19 protein-coding genes are annotated in these 18,918 nt (G+C 62.4%); 4 read left to right on the top strand and 15 right to left on the bottom strand.

The features are described 5' to 3' along the window. Window positions 1–7: 7 nt before the first annotated feature. Window positions 8–244: a hypothetical protein gene (locus tag BLS75_RS14180; RefSeq protein ID WP_072451119.1), complete on the bottom strand. Its 237-nt coding sequence runs from the start codon at window positions 242–244 to the stop codon at window positions 8–10. A gap of 174 nt (window positions 245–418) precedes the next feature. Between BLS75_RS14180 and BLS75_RS14175 the strand changes: the two genes are divergently transcribed. Next, entirely contained in the window at window positions 419–883 is a 465-nt protein-coding gene (locus BLS75_RS14175) for an outer membrane lipoprotein (RefSeq protein WP_011059627.1), read from the top strand. 79 nt (window positions 884–962) lie between these two features. On the opposite strand, the gene nhaA is transcribed toward BLS75_RS14175, so the two are convergent. Then, on the bottom strand, window positions 963–2,150 hold the full coding sequence (gene nhaA, locus BLS75_RS14170) for a Na+/H+ antiporter NhaA (protein ID WP_011059628.1): 1,188 nt from the start codon (window positions 2,148–2,150) through the stop codon (window positions 963–965). Between the two features lie 321 nt (window positions 2,151–2,471). On the opposite strand from nhaA, the gene BLS75_RS14165 reads away from it, so the two are divergent. Further along, the gene (locus BLS75_RS14165; protein WP_072451118.1) at window positions 2,472–3,566 is read left to right on the top strand and encodes a PLP-dependent cysteine synthase family protein; all 1,095 of its coding nucleotides are present in this window, start codon (window positions 2,472–2,474) and stop codon (window positions 3,564–3,566) included. Between the two features lie 132 nt (window positions 3,567–3,698). Here the strand turns inward: BLS75_RS14165 and BLS75_RS14160 are convergent, their stop codons facing one another. The 3 genes from BLS75_RS14160 to BLS75_RS14150 all read right to left on the bottom strand — a co-directional run bounded on the left by BLS75_RS14160 (window position 3,699) and on the right by BLS75_RS14150 (window position 6,898). Beyond that, entirely contained in the window at window positions 3,699–5,312 is a 1,614-nt protein-coding gene (locus BLS75_RS14160; protein WP_011059630.1) for an NAD(P)/FAD-dependent oxidoreductase, read from the bottom strand. A 113-nt stretch (window positions 5,313–5,425) separates the two neighbouring features. After that, window positions 5,426–6,103 carry a COG3650 family protein gene (locus BLS75_RS14155; protein ID WP_041120567.1) on the bottom strand — a complete coding sequence of 226 codons (678 nt, stop codon included), beginning with the start codon at window positions 6,101–6,103 and terminating at the stop codon, window positions 5,426–5,428. Between the two features lie 195 nt (window positions 6,104–6,298). Continuing rightward, a complete protein-coding gene (locus BLS75_RS14150) occupies window positions 6,299–6,898 on the bottom strand; it encodes a short chain dehydrogenase (protein ID WP_011059632.1) in 600 nt (199 codons plus the stop codon). Window positions 6,899–7,001: 103 nt separating this feature from the next. On the opposite strand from BLS75_RS14150, the gene BLS75_RS14145 reads away from it, so the two are divergent. Next, window positions 7,002–7,910, top strand: a complete 909-nt coding sequence (locus BLS75_RS14145; protein WP_072451117.1) for a LysR family transcriptional regulator — start codon at window positions 7,002–7,004, stop codon at window positions 7,908–7,910. 70 nt (window positions 7,911–7,980) lie between these two features. On the opposite strand, the gene BLS75_RS14140 is transcribed toward BLS75_RS14145, so the two are convergent. The 9 genes from BLS75_RS14140 to BLS75_RS14100 all read right to left on the bottom strand — a co-directional run bounded on the left by BLS75_RS14140 (window position 7,981) and on the right by BLS75_RS14100 (window position 15,631). Then, window positions 7,981–8,490, bottom strand: a complete 510-nt coding sequence (locus BLS75_RS14140; protein WP_072451116.1) for a DoxX family protein — start codon at window positions 8,488–8,490, stop codon at window positions 7,981–7,983. A 2-nt stretch (window positions 8,491–8,492) separates the two neighbouring features. Next, window positions 8,493–9,263 (bottom strand): HvfC/BufC N-terminal domain-containing protein, encoded by a 771-nt coding sequence (locus BLS75_RS14135; protein WP_072451115.1) that lies wholly within the window; start codon window positions 9,261–9,263, stop codon window positions 8,493–8,495. Then, complete coding sequence (locus tag BLS75_RS14130; protein ID WP_072451114.1) at window positions 9,260–10,150, bottom strand: MNIO family bufferin maturase; 891 nt, start codon at window positions 10,148–10,150, stop codon at window positions 9,260–9,262. Before BLS75_RS14130 ends, BLS75_RS14135 begins: the two co-directional genes overlap by 4 nt. A 25-nt stretch (window positions 10,151–10,175) precedes the next feature. After that, window positions 10,176–10,481 (bottom strand): BufA1 family periplasmic bufferin-type metallophore, encoded by a 306-nt coding sequence (locus BLS75_RS14125; protein WP_026020136.1) that lies wholly within the window; start codon window positions 10,479–10,481, stop codon window positions 10,176–10,178. A 149-nt stretch (window positions 10,482–10,630) separates the two neighbouring features. After that, on the bottom strand, window positions 10,631–11,332 hold the full coding sequence (locus BLS75_RS14120) for an ABC transporter ATP-binding protein (protein WP_015634412.1): 702 nt from the start codon (window positions 11,330–11,332) through the stop codon (window positions 10,631–10,633). Next, window positions 11,333–12,100: a high-affinity branched-chain amino acid ABC transporter ATP-binding protein LivG gene (livG, locus tag BLS75_RS14115; protein WP_011059639.1), complete on the bottom strand. Its 768-nt coding sequence runs from the start codon at window positions 12,098–12,100 to the stop codon at window positions 11,333–11,335. Then, entirely contained in the window at window positions 12,097–13,353 is a 1,257-nt protein-coding gene (locus BLS75_RS14110) for a high-affinity branched-chain amino acid ABC transporter permease LivM (protein ID WP_011059640.1), read from the bottom strand. Before BLS75_RS14110 ends, livG begins: the two co-directional genes overlap by 4 nt. Continuing rightward, window positions 13,350–14,273, bottom strand: coding sequence for a high-affinity branched-chain amino acid ABC transporter permease LivH (livH, locus tag BLS75_RS14105; RefSeq protein ID WP_011059641.1), 924 nt, complete (start codon window positions 14,271–14,273; stop codon window positions 13,350–13,352). The genes BLS75_RS14110 and livH overlap by 4 nt, the downstream gene beginning before the upstream one ends. Window positions 14,274–14,503: 230 nt before the next feature. Beyond that, a complete protein-coding gene (locus tag BLS75_RS14100) occupies window positions 14,504–15,631 on the bottom strand; it encodes a branched-chain amino acid ABC transporter substrate-binding protein (protein WP_011059642.1) in 1,128 nt (375 codons plus the stop codon). A 340-nt stretch (window positions 15,632–15,971) separates the two neighbouring features. Between BLS75_RS14100 and BLS75_RS14095 the strand changes: the two genes are divergently transcribed. After that, complete coding sequence (locus BLS75_RS14095; protein WP_041116319.1) at window positions 15,972–16,277, top strand: DUF2288 domain-containing protein; 306 nt, start codon at window positions 15,972–15,974, stop codon at window positions 16,275–16,277. Window positions 16,278–16,551: 274 nt separating this feature from the next. On the opposite strand, the gene BLS75_RS14090 is transcribed toward BLS75_RS14095, so the two are convergent. Continuing rightward, window positions 16,552–18,732 carry a hypothetical protein gene (locus tag BLS75_RS14090; protein WP_011059644.1) on the bottom strand — a complete coding sequence of 727 codons (2,181 nt, stop codon included), beginning with the start codon at window positions 18,730–18,732 and terminating at the stop codon, window positions 16,552–16,554. Window positions 18,733–18,918: the final 186 nt, after the last annotated feature.

Here is an 18,918-nt window from a genome sequence, read left to right as displayed (position 1 = left end):
TTGCAGGTCACTCGCCGGGGTAGCCGGCCGCAGCGGCTTCCAGCCATTGCGGCAGGTCCCGGCGTTTTACTTTCTGGCGCTGGGCCTCGGCCAGTTGCTCGAGCATGAATTGCTTCTTCTGGGCATCGGTTCCGGCCAGGGAGAGGGCCAGGTCCCGATCGGTCCAACGCTTGATGCGTACATACAGCCACCAGTGGAAATACAAGCCTGCAGCGGTGGTCGCGATGATGATGAAGTAGTCCATGGAAAATCCTTTGTTCGGTGGCGCTATGCAGGGAGCTGGAGCTACCGTAATGAGAAAGCCTGGCGTTTACACAGCCTGTACTTTGGCTGAATGAAAGCAATTTTATCCGGGCGATGCCGTGACAGGCGTCAAGCTGCGGAGTCTAATGATTATCTGTCCTTTGGAGTTGATCCTATGCGTAAGTCTGTTTTGCTGGTTGCATCCTTCACCACGATGGCAATGTTGCTCGGTGGCTGTGCCTCCAACCTGACCGGTGACTCCTATTCCCGTGATGAAGCGCGTCGTGTGCAAACCGTGCGCATGGGCACCATCGAATCCCTGCGTCCGGTGAAAATCGAAGGCACCAAGACCCCGATCGGCGGCGCTGCAGGTGCTGTGATCGGCGGCGTTGGCGGCAGCGCCATCGGCGGTGGCCGTGGCAGCATCGTCACCGCAGTCATCGGTGCAGTAGCCGGCGGCCTGCTGGGCTCGGCCACTGAAGAAGGCCTGACCCGTACCCAGGGCGTTGAAATCACCGTTCGTGAAGACGACGGCAGCATGCGTGCCTATGTGCAGCAGGTTCAGGAAAACGAAGTGTTCCGCGTGGGCGACCGCGTGCGCATCATGACGGTCAACGGTACCAGCCGCGTTACCCGCTGACCCTCCCTGCTACAAAACAAAACCCCGGCCAGGCAACTGGTCGGGGTTTTGTGTTTTCAGCCTGGCCAAGCGCTGCGGATCAGGACGCCAGGGTGTTGTTCCTGCGGCTGGCAGCGGCGGTGACGGCGTAACCGATCAGGGCCGCAAACAGTGAACCGGTCAGGATGCCCATGCGGTCCATGCCGGCGTATTCGCTGCTGCCGGGCTCGAAGGCCAGGGAGCCGACGAACAGGCTCATGGTGAAGCCGATACCACACAGAATTGCCACGCCGAGCACCTGGCCCCAGTTGGCCCCGGACGGCAAGGCAGCGATACCGGTTTTCACTGCCATCCAGGTCAGGCCGAAGACGCCGATGGTCTTGCCCAGCAGCAGGCCGACCGCGATCCCCATGGGAACATGGTGGGTGAAGCTTTCGAGGGTCACGCCGCTCAGCGACAGCCCGGCATTGGCGAAGGCGAACAGCGGCAGGATGCCGAACGACACCCAGGGATGCAGGGCGTGTTCCAGCGCCTTGAGCGGCGAGGGTTCGGCGTTGCGGGTGCGCAAGGGTATGCAGAAGGCCAGGGTCACGCCGGCCAGGGTCGCGTGGACCCCGCTCTTGAGCACGCAGACCCAGAGGATCAGGCCGATGATCATGTAGGGTCCGAGCTTGACCACGCCCATCCGGTTCATCGCCACCAGGGCGGCGATGCAGGCGCCAGCCAGCATCAGCGACAGGGTCGACAGCGTGCCGGAGTAGAAGATCGCGATGATCACGATCGCTCCCAGGTCATCGATGATCGCCAGGGTCATCAGGAACAGTTTCAGCGAGGTCGGCACCCGCTTGCCCAGCAAGGCCAGCACCCCGAGGGCGAAGGCGATGTCGGTGGCGGTGGGAATCGCCCAGCCATTGAGGGCGGGCGGGTTGTCACGGTTGAGGAACCAGTAGATCAGCGCTGGCACCAGCATGCCGCCGATGGCCGCTGCGCCGGGCAGGACGATCTGCGACGGCTTGGCCAACTGCCCCTCCAGCACTTCGCGCTTGACCTCCAGGCCTATCAGCAGGAAGAACAGTGCCATCAGGCCATCGTTGATCCACAGCAGCAGCGGCTTGGCGATCTTCAGGGCGCCAACCTGGGCCACCACCGGGGTCTCCAGCAGGCCGTTGTACAGCCAGGACAGGGGGGAGTTGTTGATAATCAGGGCCAGGATGGCAGCGGCGATCAATAACAGACCGCTGGCAGCTTCCATGGCAAAGAAACGAGTGAAAGTGCTACGCAGAGGCAAGGTCGCTCTCCATCTAAAAACTAAAAAGGTGGCACACCCTAACCCGTACAGTTAGTTGTTAAAACAAAAGTTATATTCTTTTTTGTTATATGCAGAAGGCAAGCGGGCTGCTGAAAAATCCCCCTTGCAGTTGTGTTTCCAATTGCTTCATAGCTGTACCTGTAAGGGGGGCAGGATATTTCCTAACATGTCCGTCCGCAGCGGCTGACGGGGCATTTTTTCCAGGAAAAGGCGCCTGCCCGTCGCGAGCCTGGATCACCTATGCTGGGTGCATTTCATCTTCTTGCGCCGGTACGGCGTGCGATCCAACGAGAATAGAGCATGAGCGACAATCGCCAGTGGGCCCGTGAGGCCATCCGTATCATCGAAGCCGACTTCCAGCGCAGCGCCGACACTCACCTGATCCCGCTGCCGTTGCCGGGCCTGCCGGGCATCGAGCTGTATTTCAAGGATGAGTCCAGCCATCCCACCGGCAGCCTCAAGCATCGCCTGGCCCGCTCGCTGTTCCTCTATGCCCTGTGCAATGGCTGGCTCAAGCCCGGCGCGCCGGTGATCGAGGCCTCCAGTGGCTCCACGGCGATCTCCGAAGCCTATTTCGCCCGGCTGCTGGGGCTGCCGTTCATTGCCGTGATGCCGGCGACCACTTCCCAGGAGAAAATCGCCCAGATCGCCTTCTATGGCGGCAAGAGCCACCTGGTGCAGGACCCGACGCAGATCTACGCCGAGTCCGAGCGCCTGGCCCGGGAGAGCGGCGGCCATTTCATGGACCAGTTCACCTATGCCGAGCGCGCCACCGACTGGCGGGCCAACAACAACATCGCCGAGTCGATATTCCAGCAGTTGCGTTTCGAGCGTTATCCGGAGCCCAGCTGGCTGATTTCCAGCCCGGGCACGGGCGGTACCACCGCGACCCTGGGGCGCTACGTGCGCTATCGCCAGCACTGCACTCGGGTGCTGTGTGCCGACGCCGAGCGCTCGGTGTTCTTCGACTATTACCAGAGTGGCGACGCCAGCCTGCGCCTGGACTGCGGTTCGCGGATCGAGGGCATCGGCCGGCCACGGGTCGAGGCTTCGTTCCTGCCCAAGGTGATCGACGCCATGGTCAAGGTGCCGGATGCCCTGTCCCTGGCGGCCATGCATTATCTGGCCCAGCGCCTGGGTCGTCGGGTTGGCGGCTCCAGCGGCACCAACCTGATCGGCGCGCTGATGGCCGCGCAGCAGATGGTTGCGGCCGGCGAGTCGGGGTCGATCGTGGCGATTCTGTGTGATGGGGGCGAGCGCTATGCGACCACCTACTACGATGAGCAGTGGCTGGCAGAGCAGGGTTATGAACTGACGGTGTTGATCGAGGCGGTAGCCGCCAGTGCCGAGCGTGGTGAGGCGCTACCTGCCAGCGTATTGCGCGCCGGTATCTGAACTTGTCGTAGGCGCCGGCTTGCCGGCGAAGAGGCCCTTGAGCCTTGCGTTGTTCTGGACGACGCCTTCGCCGGCGAGCCAGCTCCTACGGTAGGCGGTAGGAGCCGGCTTGCCGGCGAAAGGGCCCGTCCCTCAGGCCTGGATGCCGAGAATGTCGCGGGCCACGGCTTCGGCAATGCGAATCCCGTCGACCCCGGCGGAGAGAATCCCACCGGCATAACCGGCGCCTTCACCGGCCGGGTACAGCCCCTTCACATTCAAGCTCTGCATCGAGGCGTCGCGGGTAATGCGCAGCGGCGATGAGGTGCGGGTCTCGATACCGGTCAGCACCGCGTCATGTAGCGAGTAACCCTTGATCTGCCGTTCGAAGGCCGGCAGGGCTTCACGAATGGCCTCGATGGCAAAGTCCGGCAAGGCCAGGGCCAGGTCACCCAGGGTCACGCCGGGCTTGTAGGACGGCTCGACGCTGCCCAAGGCGGTGGTGGGCTTGCCGGCGATAAAGTCGCCCACCAGCTGCGCCGGGGCCTGGTAGTTACTGCCACCCAGGACAAAGGCGTGGGACTCCAGGCGCTCCTGCAACTCGATGCCTGCCAGCGGGCCGCCCGGGTAATCCACCTCCGGGGTGATGCCCACGACGATGCCGGAGTTGGCGTTGCGCTCGTTGCGCGAGTACTGGCTCATGCCATTGGTCACCACCCGGTTCGGCTCGGAGGTCGCCGCCACCACGGTACCGCCTGGGCACATGCAGAAGCTGTAGACCGAACGGCCGTTCTTGGCGTGGTGGACCAGCTTGTAGTCGGCGGCGCCGAGTTTCGGGTGGCCGGCGTACTTGCCCAGGCGCGCGCTGTCGATCAGCGATTGCGGGTGCTCGATACGAAAGCCCACCGAGAACGGCTTGGCTTCCATGTACACGCCGCGGCTGTGGAGCATGCGGAAGGTGTCGCGGGCGCTGTGGCCCAGGGCCAGGATCACGTGCCGCGAATGCAGTTGTTCGCCGCTGGCCAGTTCCACACCTTGCAGTTGACCGTCTTCGATCAGCACGTCGGTAACCCGCTGCTCGAAGCGCACTTCACCGCCCAGGGCGATGATCTGCTGGCGCATGTTTTCCACCACGCCGGTGAGGCGGAAGGTGCCGATGTGCGGCTTGCTGACGTAGAGGATTTCGTCCGGCGCACCGGCCTTGACGAACTCGTGGAGCACCTTGCGGCCGTGGTGTTGCGGGTCCTTGATCTGGCTGTAGAGCTTGCCGTCGGAGAAGGTGCCGGCGCCGCCTTCGCCAAATTGCACGTTGGACTCGGGGTTGAGCACGCTCTTGCGCCACAGGCCCCAGGTGTCCTTGGTGCGCTGGCGCACTTCCTTGCCACGTTCGAGGACGATCGGCTTGAAGCCCATCTGCGCCAGCAAGAGGCCGGCGAAGATCCCGCAGGGGCCGAAGCCCACCACGATCGGCCGCTGGCTGAGGTCGGCCGGAGCCTGGCCCACCACCTTGTAGCTGACATCCGGCGCCGGGTTGACGTTACGGTCGTCGGCGAACTTGAGCAGCAGCGGCGCTTCGTCGCGCACGCTGAGGTCGATGGTGTAGATGAAGCACAGCTCGGAAGACTTCTTGCGCGCATCGTAGCTGCGCTTGAACAAGGTGAAATCGAGCAGCTCATCGCTGGCGATCCCCAGGCGCTGCACGATGGCGGCGCGCAGGTCTTCATCGGGATGGTCGATCGGCAACTTGAGTTCGGTGATTCGTAACATGACAGGATCCGGGGTAGGCGGTGCGCAACAGTGCGCCGGCTTGCTTTGCACAAACGGGCGATTATAAGCCGCAAACCACCTTGGCCGTGAGGCTAAAACCGCTGCTCGTCGAATCAGTCGTTGCGCGAGCCGCCGAAATAGCCGCAGCCGCGCTGCACCTGGCCGTCCACCCGAAGCTCTGCGCTCAGGTGCTGAACGCTGCCGGTGACGGGGTCGACGCAGCGTTGCGGGGCCACCCACAGCTCCACGCGCTGGTGATTGGCTTCACTGGTGAGGTTGAAGCGGCCATCCCCCAGCTGTTCTTCCAGATAGGGCAGGGCCAGGGTCGGCTGGCCGGCGCGTTCGATCATCATGCCCTTGGCGCTGACATCGACGTTCCACGCCGGGTTCTTGCTACCGGCCCGCAGGATCAGGCGCTGGAAGTTCGGGTCGCTGCAGGCGCTGGCGGAGCGCTCCACGCGGTACAGCTGGCGCAGGTCCAGCTGGCCGTCGCTGCTGGCACTGGCGGAGAACTTGCCCCGCAGGTCGGCAAACAGCTTGCCCTGCTTCTCGGCCAGGGTTGCCGCTTCCTGCAGCACACTGGTGTTGCCGCCATCGTTGACCACATAACGGCGGTCTTCGGTGCAGGGTTTGAACAGCAGCTTGCCATCGGCGGCACTGAGTTCACCCTGCATCCGGGTCAACCCGGCCATGGACGGCGCCTGGGGCTGTTGGTTGAACATCGGCAGCATCTGGCAGCCGGCAAACAGCGGCAACAGGGCGAAACAAAGCAGGGAACGGGCGGTGCGCATCATTGGGCCTCCAGGCGGAAGTCCGACACGTTACGCAGCCCGCCCGGCCACCACAACCCCGGATTGAACGCAGCAGCGCCATCCACTGTAGGCGCCGGCTTGCCGGCGAAGAGGCCCAGGAGCCTTGTGTGGGTTGGGAGGACGCCTGCGTGGGCGAGCCAGCTCCTGCACAAGCCGGCTTTTGCACAAACGGGCTTAGCCGACGCGGTAGGTCTGGCCGGTCTGCAGGCCTTCCACGCTCTTGGCGTAGGCCAGGGCCACGTCGGCCGCCGGCACCGGCTTGAAGCCACGGAAGTAGGGCGCGTAGCTGCCCATGGCTTCGAGCAGCACGTTGGGGCTGATGGAGTTGACCCGCAGGCCCCGGGGCAGCTCGATGGCAGCGGCCCTCACGAAGCTGTCGATGGCGCCGTTGACCAGGGCGGCCGAGGCGCCGCTGCGGATCGGGTCATGGCTCAGTACGCCAGTGGTGAAGGTGAAGGAGGCGCCGTCGTTGGCGTACTCGCGGCCGATCAGCAGCAGGTTGACCTGGCCCATCAGCTTGTCCTCGAGGCCCAGGCTGAAGTGCTCGGCAGTCATTTCCCCCAGCGGCGCGAAGGTCACGTTACCGGCGGCGCACACCAGCGCATCGAAGCGCCCGGTCTTTTCGAACAGCGCGCGGATCGACTGGCTGTCGCTGATATCCACCTGGAAATCACCGCTGGTACGGCCGATGCGCACCACTTCGTGACGTTGTTCCAGCTCCCGCGCGACCGCCGAACCAATGGTGCCATTGGCACCGATCAAGAGAATCTTCATGGGCTGTTCCTCGAAAAGGGGGGTGAGGTTGCAGTCTAGAGTGGTTTTTTTCATGGATTAACGCGCTAATAGGCAACCTTTGGTTTTCAAATGGAAACAATCCATGAGCGAGATGGATGACCTGGCGGCATTTGCGGTGCTGGTGGAAGCCGGCAGCTTTACCCTGGCGGCCCAGCGGTTGGGGTGCAGCAAGGGCCAGCTCTCCAAACGCATCAGCGCCCTGGAAGCCCGCTACGCCGTGGTACTGCTGCAACGCACCACCCGGCGCCTGGACCTCACGGCCGCCGGCGCGGCGTTGCTACCCCAGGCCCAGGCCCTGGTGGCTCAGGTCGAGCGGGCCCACCAGGCCCTGGCGCGGCTCAAGGACGATATGGCCGGGCCGGTGCGCCTCACCGTCCCGGTCTCCCTGGGGGAAACCTTTTTCGACGGCCTGCTGCTGGAGTTCTCCCGGCACTATCCCCAGGTGCAGATCGAGCTGGACCTGAACAACAGCTACCGCGACCTGACCCGGGAGGGTTTCGATCTGGCCGTGCGCTCGGAGGTGGCCAACGACCAGCGCCTGGTGGCCCGGCCGCTGTTGGCCTGGCATGAAATGACCTGCGCCAGCCCGGCCTACCTGGAGCAATACGGCGAGCCGCGCACGCCTCAGGAGCTGGCCGGGCATCGCTGCCTGCTCAATAGCCATTACAGCGGTCGGGAAGAGTGGTTGTACCACCAGCGCCATGAACTGTTGCGGGTGCGGGTCAGCGGCCCCTTCGCCAGCAACCACTACAACCTCCTGAAGAAGGCTGCCCTGGTAGGCGCGGGGATCGCCCGGCTGCCGTCCTATGTGCTGCACAGCGAACTGGCGGACGGCCGCCTGCGCTGGCTGTTGCGGGACTACCAGACCCGCAGCATGCCGATGTACCTGGTGCACTCCTATCAGGGCGGCCTGCCCAAGCGTACCCAGGTGCTGGCCGATTACCTGATGGACTGGTTTCGTCGCAGCGGTGAGGCGCTGGATCGTTTGTAGCTTCCTCCGGCTTTACCGTCGTTTGTGAACTTGATGGGCCTGCGGCCCTTTTCGCAGCCTGCGGCAGCGGCTACAGAGGACGGTGGCGAAAATGCCGGGCCAGCAGGTGGTCGAGGGACAACACGCCCGGGCCGCGGGCCATCAACAGCAGGAAGATCGCCGCCCAGGTGCCGTGGGTCGGGTAGGCGTCCGGGTAGACGAAGAGCTGGATGGTCAGGGTCATCCCCAGCAACGCCAGGGCGGAAAAGCGCGTGGCCAGGCCCAGCAGGATCAGCATCGGGAAAAAATGCTCGGCAAAGGCCGCCAGGTGCGCCGCCACTTCCGGCGTCAACAGGGGCACGTGGTACTCGCTCTTGAACAGGGGAATGGTCGAATCCGCCAGGCGCGGCCAGCCCATTTGGAAGGTGCCATCGACCAGGTCGATGGCCAGCCCCTCGACCTTGGTCTGTCCGGATTTCCAGAACACCGCGGCAATGGAAAAACGCGCGATAAAGGCGATCAGGCTGTAGGGAATGCGCTCAAACCCTTGAATGATCCGATTCACCAGTCCGGCAATGGGTGTTTCTGTCTGGGTGTTCATGGTCAGGCCTTCTTCTGGGGTTGCAGGTCGATAAGAGCGCCGTGGCCGAGCAGCAGCCCCAGGCACTGGCCCAGGTCGAAGTCGGCCTGGGCGTCCAGGGCATGGGCCGCGGCGATTTCCAGCGGCCAGTGGTTGCGTAGGGCTTCAATGAAGGTCATGGCGCCGGTATCCACGGCGATCACCTCGACCTCCAGGGCGTTGCGTAGCACCAGGGCGTTCTGCCCCTGCTGCAGGTCGAAAGCCGGCCAGGGCTGGTCGCTCTGGTGCGCCGCCCACAGGCTCACTACGGCGTAGCCGGAGTGCAGGGTGCGCAGTGACGGATGCAGGAGCAGTTGCGCCTGGCCGAGGCGGTCGGGCTGGTTCATCGCCGCCAGTAGCCGTGACGGCTCCATGGGGCGGGCGTCGGCGGCGTGGTAGGCCTCGACCCGCAGCCGTTCAAGGCGGGCCATGTCGGCCAGGTAGGGCAGGCCGGCGGCCGGCCCGAAGCCCTGGATAAAGTCGCCCAGGTCCCGGCCATAGTCGTTGAGCAGAGGGCTGGCGGGGGCGAAGTCCCGGATGTAGAGCGCGGCCATGGCGTTGAAAAACTCGCGACCAACCAATTGCATGACGACCGGGTATGACTCGGCCAGGGCGTTGCTCAACGAGGCCTGCACATTGTTGCGATAGACCGCGAAGCGGCTGGCCGGATCGGCGCCGTTGCTGCTGGACAGCCCCTGTGGGCAGCCCGGTTCGGCGCTCAGCAGGGCCCTGGCGAATTCCCCCTGGCCGCTCATGGCTGCACCTGGGCGCCGAGCAACAGCGCTTCTGCCTGGCAGGCCTCGGCCATCAGGGTGGCAAAGGCCGGCAGGTGGTTGTCGCGCTCGATCAGGGTGGCCATCGGGCCGATGAGCCCCAGCACCTCCTGGTACAGGGCCCAGACCGCAGCGTCGACCGGGGCACCGTGATCGTCGATCAACAGACGGTCACCGAGGCTGTCCCGGTCTTCGGCGAACCCGGCCAGATGAATCTCGCCCACCGCCTGCAGCGGCAGTGCTTGCAGGTAGGCCAGGGGATCGCGCTGGTGATTGATGCACGACACATAGAGGTTGTTGACGTCCAGCAGCAGGCCGCAGCCGCTGCGCTGGACCACTTCGCGGATGAAGTCGGTCTCATCCAGGGTCGAGCGTTGGAATTGCAGGTAGGTGGCCGGATTTTCCAGCAGCATGGTTCGTCCCAGATGGTTCTGCACCTGGTCGATGTGCTCGCAGACCCGGCGCAAGGTGGGCCCGTCGTAGGCCAGGGGCAGCAGGTCGTTGAGGAACACCGGGCCGTGGCTGGACCAGGCCAGGTGTTCGGAAAAGGACTGGGGCTGATAGCGTTCGATCAAGCCGGCCAGCCGCTCCAGGTGAGCCAGGTCCAGGGGGCCTTCGCCACCGATGGACAGGCCGACACCGTGCAGCGACAGCGGGTAGCGTTCGCGGATCAGGCCCAGGTAATGGTGGAAAGGGCCGCCCGCCACCATGTAGTTCTCCGCATGCACCTCGAAGAAACCGATGTCGGGCCGCTGTTCCAGCACGTGTTTGAAATGCTCGGTCTTGAGCCCCAGCCCGGCGTGGGGCGGCAGGCTGGAGGCGCGCGCCTGAATGTCGTGGCCAGGATGGTGCAGCGGAGTGGTGTTCATCGTCGACACTCAGGCTGGCGCAGGATCAGGACTTGGCTTTGAAGGCTTCGAGCTGGCCGAAACCGGTAGGCGAGGTACTGCTGGCGGTTTTCTCGCAGCTACCCTTGGGTACCAGCTTCCAGGCGTTGGCCTGGTCGTTGACCTTGGAGGTCCCGGCGCAGGTGGTGCCGGCGCCCGCGGCGCAATCGTTCTTGCCCTTCATGGCCACGCCGAAGCACTTTTCCATGTCGTCCGCAGCATGGGCGGTGGTGGGCAGGGCGGCGACGCTGAGGGCAGAGCCCAGGGCCAGGACCAGGGCAGTGGCGGACAGGGTACGAGTGTTGCTCATGATGTTTCTCCAGTGCGGTTGGGGTAAGGAAGCATCTGTGCTTGCTTACCCCTCTAGAGAAGGCTCATAGGGATTCGTTACAGCCCGGGGCAGTTTTTTATCCCGGAATAAAAAAAACGGCCCCGAAGGGCCGTTTTCAGTGACGCAGGTGCTTAGCCGCCCAGGTAGGCTTCACGCACCTTCGGATCGGTCAGCAGCGATTCACCGGTGCCTTGCATCACCACCCGGCCGTTTTCCAGCACATAGGCGCGGTCGGCGATCTTCAGCGCCTGGTTGGCGTTCTGCTCCACCAGGAACACCGTCACGCCGTCGCGGCGCAGCTGTTCGATGATGTCGAAGATCTGCTGGATGATGATCGGCGCCAGACCCAGGGACGGTTCGTCCAGGAGCAGCAGCTTGGGCTTGCTCATCAGCGCACGGCCGATGGCGAGCATCTGCTGTTCGCCGCCGGACATGGTGCCGCCGCGCTGGGTGAAGCGCTCCTTGAGCCGCGGGAACAGCTCCAGGACCTTGTCCATCTGCTCCTGGTAGTCGCCCTTGTCGGTGAAGAAGCCGCCCATGGCGAGGTTCTCTTCCACGGTCAGGCGGGCGAATACCCGGCGGCCTTCCGGCACCACGGCAATGCTCTTGCGCATGATCTGCGCCGAGCTTTGCCCCACCAGTTCTTCACCCAGGTAACGGATGCTGCCGCTGTGGGCCTGGGGCGAGCCGCAGAGGGTCATCAGCAGGGTGGACTTGCCGGCACCGTTGGCACCGATCAGGGTGACGATCTCGCCCTGGCGGATCTCGACGTTGACGCTGTGCAACGCCTGGATCTTGCCGTAGAAGGTGGAAACGTTTTCGAACTGCAGCATTTACGCTTCCCCCAGGTAGGCTTTGATCACTTCGGGATTGTCGCGGATCTGTTCCGGCGTGCCGTCGGCCAGGGGCGTGCCCTGATTGATCACCACGATATGGTCGGAAATGCTCATGACCAGTTTCATGTCGTGTTCGATCAGCAGCACGGTGACGTTGTGCTCTTCGCGCAGCACGCTGATCAGCGCTTTGAGGTCCTCGGTCTCCTTGGGGTTGAGGCCGGCGGCTGGCTCGTCGAGCATGAGGATCCGCGGGCGGGTCATCATGCAGCGGGCGATTTCCAGGCGCCGTTGCTGACCATAGGCCAGGGTGCCGGCGGGGCGGTTGGCGAACTCCCGCAAGTTGACCTTGTCCAGCCAGTAGCCGGCGTACTCCATGGCCTCGCGCTCGCTCTTGCGAAACGCCGGGGTCTTGAACAGCCCGGAGAGGAAGTTGGTGTTCAGGTGCCGGTGCTGGGCGATCAACAGGTTCTCGACCGCGGTCATGTCCTTGAACAGCCGCACGTTCTGGAAGGTACGCACCACGCCCTTGCGGGCGATCTTGTGGCCCGGCAGGCCTTCGATCGGCTCGCCGTCCAGAAGGATGCTGCCGGCGCTGGGCTGGTAGAAACCGGTCAGGCAGTTGAACACCGTGGTCTTGCCGGCACCGTTCGGGCCGATCAATGCCACCACTTGTTTTTCCTTGACGGTCAGGGCCACGCCGTTGACCGCCAGCAGGCCGCCGAAGCGCATCGACAGGCCGGTTACTTTGAGGATCTCACGGCTCATTTGCGCAGCTCCATGTGAGGACGTTGCATGGGCAGCAGACCTTGAGGACGCCAGATCATCATCAGCACCATCATGGCGCCGAACATCAACATCCGGTATTCGCTGAATTCACGCATCATTTCAGGCAAGAGGATCATCACGATCGCCGCCAGGATCACACCCAGCTGCGAGCCCATGCCACCCAGCACGACGATGGCGAGGATGATCGCCGACTCGATGAAGGTGAAGGATTCCGGGGTCACCAGGCCTTGGCGCGCGGCGAAGAAGCTGCCGGCGAAACCGGCGAACGCGGCGCCCAGGGTAAAGGCCGAGAGCTTGATCACCGTGGGGTTCAGGCCCAGGGCACGGCAGGCGATCTCGTCTTCACGCAAGGCTTCCCAGGCACGGCCGATGGGCATGCGCAGCAGGCGATTGATGACGAACAGCGCCGCCAGTGCCAGCAGCAGGGCCACCAGGTAGAGGAAGATCACCTTGTTGATCGAGTTGTACTGCAGGCCGAAGAACTCGTGGAAGGTCTGCATGCCTTCTGCTGCCTTGCGCTCGAAGGTCAGGCCGAAGAAGGTCGGCTTCTCGATGTTGCTGATGCCGTTGGGGCCGCCGGTGAGATCGGTCATGTTGCGCAGCAGCAGACGGATGATCTCGCCAAAGCCCAGGGTCACGATTGCCAGGTAGTCACCCCGCAGGCGCAGCACCGGGAAGCCCAGCAGGAAGCCGAAAGTGGCCGCCATCAGGCCGGCGATCGGCAGGCAGATCCAGAAGCTCAGGCCGAAGTAGTGCGACAGCAGCGCATAGCTGTAGGCGCCGACGGCGTAGAAACCCACGTAACCCAGGTCCAGCAGGCCGGCCAGGCCGACCACGATGTTCAGGCCCAGGCCCAGCATCACGTAGATCAGGATCAGCGTGGCAATGTCCACCGCCCCGCGGGAGCCGAAGAACGGCCAGACCAGGGCGCCAAGGATCAACGCCAGGATGATCCAGCGCTGGGTGCTGGGCAGGGTCAGGAAGTTGCTGGCCTTGGCCGGGATCAACGGCATGCTGGGAGAGGACTTCCAGGCGGCGCTGATCTGGCTATGGAACAGCACCCGCAGGAACATCAGCACCGAGCACACCGCGATGGTGGCAAGAATGGTCGGGCTGGTGTTGTGGACTTCCAGGTTGATGCCGACGATGGTCAGTTTCAGGCCCAGCACCGGGTAGGCGACAGCCCAGACCAACAAGGCGCTGAACAGCGCCGATTTAAGATTCCTAGTCATACTTTCTCAACCTCCGGACGGCCCAGAATGCCGGTCGGACGGAACAACAGCACCAGAACCAACAGGCCGAACGCCACGACGTCCTTGTACTGGTCGCCGAACACGTCGGCACCAAAGGCTTCGGCCACCCCCAGCACCAGCCCGCCGAGCATCGCGCCCGGGATACTGCCGATGCCGCCCAAGACCGCTGCGGTGAAGGCCTTCAGGCCCACCAGGAAACCGGCGTTGGGGTTGATCACACCGTATTGCATGCTCAGCAGCACGGCGGCGATGGCCGCCAGCGCGGCGCCGATCACGAAGGTCAGGGCGATGATGTTGTTGGTATTGATCCCCAGGAGGTTGGCCATCTTGATGTCCTCGGCACAGGCGCGGCAGGCGCGACCCAGGCGAGAACGGGAGATGAACAGCGTCAGGCCGAGCATGGCGATGAGGGTCACCACGAATACCACGATCTGCATGTAGGAAATCAGCACTTCATGTGCGCCGCCTGGCCCGATGGAGAAGTTGCCCGGGATCAGGTTGGGAATGGATTTGTCCTTGGAGTCCTGCGCCAGCAGAACGGTGTTCTGCAGGAAGATCGACATGCCGATGGCGGAGATCAGCGGGATCAGGCGGTTACTACCCCGCAAGGGGCGGTAGGCGATCCGTTCGATGCTGTAGCCGTAGGCACTGGTGACGACGATGCTCGCGATGAAGGCTGCGGTCATCAAGAGCGGGACGCTGTCGAGTCCCATCATGGCCAGCCCGGCGATGGCGATGAACGCCACGTAGGAACCGATCATGTACACCTCGCCGTGGGCGAAGTTGATCATTCCAATGATGCCGTAAACCATCGTATAGCCGATGGCGATCAGGGCATACGTGCTGCCAACGGTGAGACCGTTAACCAGCTGTTGGAAAAAGTGATAGATGTCAGGCATTACAACGCTCCTAAAAACCTGATACGCATTTCACTGGTGGAGTCATTTTCCCGCCCAGGCCCCGTGGATCTGCACCCACTTCGGGCTGGGTTTTGCCAGCGAACCGCTGATGACGGTTTTGAGATTTTCAGGTGGGCGGGATTCCGGATCACGGAACACAGGCCCATACATTCGTAAAACAAAGCCCACGGCACGCCGTGGGCTTTATTGGCAGTCAGTCAGGCCGCGCCTTACTGAGGGGAAACTTCGGTTTTAGGTTTGCCGAAGTGCCACTCGTAGACCACGAACTTGAAGTCTTTCAAGTCGCCCTTGGCGTCGAAGCTCAGGTCGCCGGTAGGGGTCTTGAAGGTGCCGGCGTGGATGGCTTCAGCCACCTTGGCCGCGTCTTCGCTCTTGGCGTTGGTGATGGCGCCGGCGATGACTTCAACTGCGGAGTAGGAAGGGAATACGAAAGGACCGCTCGGGTCTTCTTTCTTGGCCTTGAACGCGTCAGCCAGGGCCACGTTGGCCGGGTCCTGGTCGAAGGATTTAGGCAGGGTGACCAGCAGGCCTTCGGAAGCATCCTTGGCGATCTGCGAAATGGAGTCGTTACCCACGCCTTCCGGGCCCATGAACTTGGCCTTCAGGCCTTTTTCCTGGGATTGGCGCAGGATCAGACCCAGCTCAGGGTGGTAGCCGCCGTAGTAGACGAAGTCGACGTTGGCCTGCTTGAGCTTGGCGATCAGCGAAGAGAAGTCCTTGTCGCCGGCGTTGATGCCTTCGAATACGGCGACCTTGGTGCCTTTCTTCTCCAGGGTCTGCTTCACGGCGGTGGCGATGCCTTCACCGTACTGCTGCTTGTCGTGGAGCACGGCAACCACTTTGGGTTTCACGTGGTCGGCGATGTAGTTACCGGCGGCAGGGCCCTGGGCGCTGTCCAGGCCAATGGTGCGGAACACCATCTTGTAACCACGGGCGGTGATGTCCGGGCTGGTGGCAGCCGGGGTGATCATGATCACGCCTTCGTCTTCGTAGATGTCGGAAGCAGGTTGAGTGGAGCTGGAGCACAGGTGGCCGACCACGTACTTGACGCCATCGTTGACCACTTTGTTGGCGACTGCCACGGCTTGCTTGGGATCACAGGCATCGTCGTATTCAACGGCTTCGAGCTTCTTGCCGTTGACGCCGCCTTTGGCGTTGATTTGTTCGATGGCCATTTTCGCGCCACTGAACTGCATGTCGCCGTATTGGGCTACAGGACCGGTCTTGGGGCCGGCGATACCGATCTTGATGGTGTCAGCTGCGAACGAATGGCTGGCAACCCCGGCCAGGACCATAGCGGCAAACAGTTTGGAAATCTGCTTAGTAGCCTTATTCATAGTGCTCCACTCTTACTGTTGTAATTTTTATAGTTCCGGCGGCCTTGGTCGCAGAACCGAATCAGATATTTCGTGAATACCCGTCGGAAAATGCCCCTGGCAACTGTACCGGTACAGTGTAGAGCGCCGGTTGTTCGCTTGAAAAGCTGGCTGCTGGGGGCAAAAACGCGGGGTGTCGCTTAATTGAAAGAAAAAGACAGATTTGCGGCGTGGCTTGCGCCCGGTTCGGCGTCAGTCCCTGGCGCTTCTGAGCTTCTCGATCGGTGTCACGCTTGCTTCTGGGTTTTTCTGCCAGAGCCCCGACGTTATGATTGCGCCGATTTCATTTCTGGACAGTCCCATGACTCAAGAACCTAGCACCCTCTATGCCAAGCTGCTTGGTGAGACCGCATCTATCAGCTGGAAGGAACTGGAGCCGTTCTTCGCCAAGGGTGCCCTATTGTGGGTCGAGGCTGACCTGGATCTGATCGAGGCGGCCCAGGCCGTGGCCGAGAACCAGGCAGAAAAAGTGGCGGCCTGGCTGGCCGAAGGAAAGGTCGAGAAACTGTCTGCGACGCGGGCATCCGATCTGCTGGAACGTGATCCGACGCTGTGGGCGGTGGTGGTTTCACCCTGGATCCTGATCCAGGAAAGGGCATCGCGCTAAGCGCGTGCACCGATAAGGGGCGGGTTTTTGTCGGACAAAAGTGTGTAGCCGAGTAACCGTGAATCCAGTGATGGCACCTTGCCGTAGAGAAAGGCCCCACGGGCTTTTCCCTCAGGGTGACGTTCACGGAAGGGGAACAGTTTCAAGCCCAGCCGACGAGCTGCTTAATTGTTTCGCGATGTGAGCAAGTTGACCATTCGCCAGCCAGCCGGCTCCCACAGGACAGCAGGTTTTCCCCTGCCGTGCAGAAGCCGGCTGGCCGGCGAAGCCCTTCTTAATACGCGGTCTTGCCCGTGTGACTGTTGAGCGAGATGACCCGGGTCTTGCCGATACGGTGGCGGTAGATTTCCCGCAGGTACTTGATGGCCTTCTTCACGCAATCGCGGGACAGGCGGATGTCGTTGATCGAGACGAACTTGTCCTTGTCGTTGATCAGCTCGCGGTATTTCTTCTCGTACATCGGCTTGATCGCATACCAGTTGGTGTCGAGGATCTTCGCCGGGTTCTCGAATTCGTTGAGCAGATCGTCGATGCGGTCTTCATCGAACTGGTCACTGACGATGAAATCCAGCACCGAGTTGTCCAGGGTGTCGTCGAAACGGTATGGATTACGCGCAAAGCAACGCTTGATAAAGGCCACGATCAGGGTCAGGAAGTCATCCGACAGGCACGGGCTCTTGGCGATCAGGGTGGTCAGCGACAGGTTGGCCGAAGCGCCGATCACCAGCGCGTAGCGCTTGAGGGTGGTGTTGGGAAACAGGCTGTTGAGGTGGGTCTTGAGCCGGTTCAGGTCCATGTAGGACAGTTTGTAGTCCTTGGGCAGGGACACGATCGATACCACCGACGAGCAGTTCTTGAAGAAGTGCAGGTCATGCAGCGCCGCGGCGTCATAACCCGAAGCCTTGTATTGCTCCAGGGCCGCGCGGTAGCGCTTGGACTCGATCGGCAGCAGGCTGATGCCCTCGATGGCCTGGGTCACCTTGTTGAAGTGCGGCAGGTCGATGGAGCGGAAGAACAGGTCGTCGATGTTCAGGCGCTGGGGTTCTTTTTCGAACACCTTGAACTTGTCGCCCGTGGGCACCGGCTGCTCCGGCACCACGGACTCGGCATAGGCGATCGCCACCGGGCCCGCCAGGCTCATGAACAGGTCGTTGGCATCCAGGCGGATGGTTTCGCCGATGTCGATGCCGGCCCGCCGGAAGTAGTTCTGGTCGTAGTCGGTGGTCACCGCCTGGGCGGTGAGGATGTTGAAGATCTGCTGGGAGATGTACTGGTTGGCGTGCTTCTCCATGGCGTTGACGTCGATGTTCTGGATGTTGCCGTCATCGCTTTCTTCGGCGTAGCGCATGATGTCGTTGGAGATCAGCATCATCGCGTTCCAGGGGCGGATCCGTCCCATCACGCTGGCTTCGCTGCTGTCTTCATTGTCGAAGTTGTAGGAGAAGTCCCACTCTTCCGAAAGGTATTTGCACAGCAGGCGGCCGGCGTTGATGTGCAGCGCCTCGGACATTTCGCTGCGATGGTCCGAAATGTTCGGTAGCACGCAGATGCCACTGGTGAAGATCGGCTCGAAGACGAAGGAGTGCCCGCTCTTGCTGTCGTGCTCGTCCATCGGCTTGGTGTCGAAGGTCTTGTTCATGTACGAGTACTGCTGGGCCAGGCCGAATTCCGAGGCCATGCCCGAGCCGGTACCGCCGCCGGCACTGAAGATCGAGAAGTACAGGCGCGACTGGTTGGCCTTGATCCCGCAGGAGTCGATCAGGTACGAGTGGATCATCTTCCAGTCGGGGCTGGAGAAGCGCTGGGTGTCCTTGTTGAGGATGATCTTGGCCAGGTACTGGCCGAGGATCGGCGCGTTACCGGCGCCACCGGCGTGGACTTCCGAGAGGTCCATGATCTTCATTTTGCTGTAGTCGCGGATGAAGCCGCTTTTCTCGCCCTTGCGCGAGAAACGGATGCGCCCGGCAATGTCCTTGTCCAGGTCGCCGAGCATCACCAGCGGCTCCACCAGGAACACCGGCTTGCTGGCCTTGTTCTGGCCCAGGCGCAGGTTCTGGCGGATCCACTGGCCGGGGCTATAGCCGCCTTCGTAGGCCTTGTCTTCGTTATTGAATTCGTTGAGGTAGAACTTGCGGGCGTTGTACACCAGCTCGGCCACATCCAGGGCGATGTTGGAGCCGCAGCGGCCCAGGCCGATCAGGCAGACCGAAGGAAATTCCTGGTCGCGACGGTTGTCCGGCTCGCCTTCCAGGTGCGGTGGCCGCGGGAACACCGTGTCGCGCAGACCGTCGAGGTTGTCGAGGATGCGGTCGGTATTGGTTTCGGTGAAATACAGGTACTGCTGAGTCGACAGGGGGCGTGAGCTGGACAATGGCTTCGGGTCTGAGGGGCTAGTTGTGGGGGAGGTCAGCGTCATCTCGGAGACTGCGTTGGCAGGTTTGTTTTTAGAAGTCATTGTGCGCCATATGCCTGGTCAGGTTGGCTCGTGGACGAGGTGTCGTCGAACCATCACGGAATGGGACCTCGTCGCTGCGTGGAGCGCGAATTTTGCCCAAGGCGTCAGGGTTTTTTCTGAGCGACGCTCGGGGGAATCCTTTCCTGAATCATGATGAATCGGCCAGTATTCGGTGATCTTTAATCA

The sequence above is a fragment of the Pseudomonas sp. NFPP12 genome, assembly GCF_900103205.1.
Classification (GTDB): domain Bacteria; phylum Pseudomonadota; class Gammaproteobacteria; order Pseudomonadales; family Pseudomonadaceae; genus Aquipseudomonas; species Aquipseudomonas protegens.
Note: the sequence above shows the minus strand (reverse complement) of the source record. Positions and strands in the feature narration are given on the sequence as shown.

What these genes read in the sequence shown, in the direction of transcription:
- BLS75_RS14180 (WP_072451119.1), bottom strand. Translation starts at nt 244, where the DNA reads ATGGACTACTTCATCATCATCGCGACCACCGCTGCAGGCTTGTATTTC.
- BLS75_RS14175 (WP_011059627.1), top strand. Translation starts at nt 419, where the DNA reads ATGCGTAAGTCTGTTTTGCTGGTTGCATCCTTCACCACGATGGCAATG.
- BLS75_RS14165 (WP_072451118.1), top strand. Translation starts at nt 2,472, where the DNA reads ATGAGCGACAATCGCCAGTGGGCCCGTGAGGCCATCCGTATCATCGAA.
- BLS75_RS14160 (WP_011059630.1), bottom strand. Translation starts at nt 5,312, where the DNA reads ATGTTACGAATCACCGAACTCAAGTTGCCGATCGACCATCCCGATGAA.
- BLS75_RS14155 (WP_041120567.1), bottom strand. Translation starts at nt 6,103, where the DNA reads ATGCGCACCGCCCGTTCCCTGCTTTGTTTCGCCCTGTTGCCGCTGTTT.
- BLS75_RS14150 (WP_011059632.1), bottom strand. Translation starts at nt 6,898, where the DNA reads ATGAAGATTCTCTTGATCGGTGCCAATGGCACCATTGGTTCGGCGGTC.
- BLS75_RS14145 (WP_072451117.1), top strand. Translation starts at nt 7,002, where the DNA reads ATGAGCGAGATGGATGACCTGGCGGCATTTGCGGTGCTGGTGGAAGCC.
- BLS75_RS14140 (WP_072451116.1), bottom strand. Translation starts at nt 8,490, where the DNA reads ATGAACACCCAGACAGAAACACCCATTGCCGGACTGGTGAATCGGATC.
- BLS75_RS14135 (WP_072451115.1), bottom strand. Translation starts at nt 9,263, where the DNA reads ATGAGCGGCCAGGGGGAATTCGCCAGGGCCCTGCTGAGCGCCGAACCG.
- BLS75_RS14130 (WP_072451114.1), bottom strand. Translation starts at nt 10,150, where the DNA reads ATGAACACCACTCCGCTGCACCATCCTGGCCACGACATTCAGGCGCGC.
- BLS75_RS14120 (WP_015634412.1), bottom strand. Translation starts at nt 11,332, where the DNA reads ATGCTGCAGTTCGAAAACGTTTCCACCTTCTACGGCAAGATCCAGGCG.
- livG (WP_011059639.1), bottom strand. Translation starts at nt 12,100, where the DNA reads ATGAGCCGTGAGATCCTCAAAGTAACCGGCCTGTCGATGCGCTTCGGC.
- BLS75_RS14110 (WP_011059640.1), bottom strand. Translation starts at nt 13,353, where the DNA reads ATGACTAGGAATCTTAAATCGGCGCTGTTCAGCGCCTTGTTGGTCTGG.
- livH (WP_011059641.1), bottom strand. Translation starts at nt 14,273, where the DNA reads ATGCCTGACATCTATCACTTTTTCCAACAGCTGGTTAACGGTCTCACC.
- BLS75_RS14100 (WP_011059642.1), bottom strand. Translation starts at nt 15,631, where the DNA reads ATGAATAAGGCTACTAAGCAGATTTCCAAACTGTTTGCCGCTATGGTC.
- BLS75_RS14095 (WP_041116319.1), top strand. Translation starts at nt 15,972, where the DNA reads ATGACTCAAGAACCTAGCACCCTCTATGCCAAGCTGCTTGGTGAGACC.
- BLS75_RS14090 (WP_011059644.1), bottom strand. Translation starts at nt 18,732, where the DNA reads ATGACTTCTAAAAACAAACCTGCCAACGCAGTCTCCGAGATGACGCTG.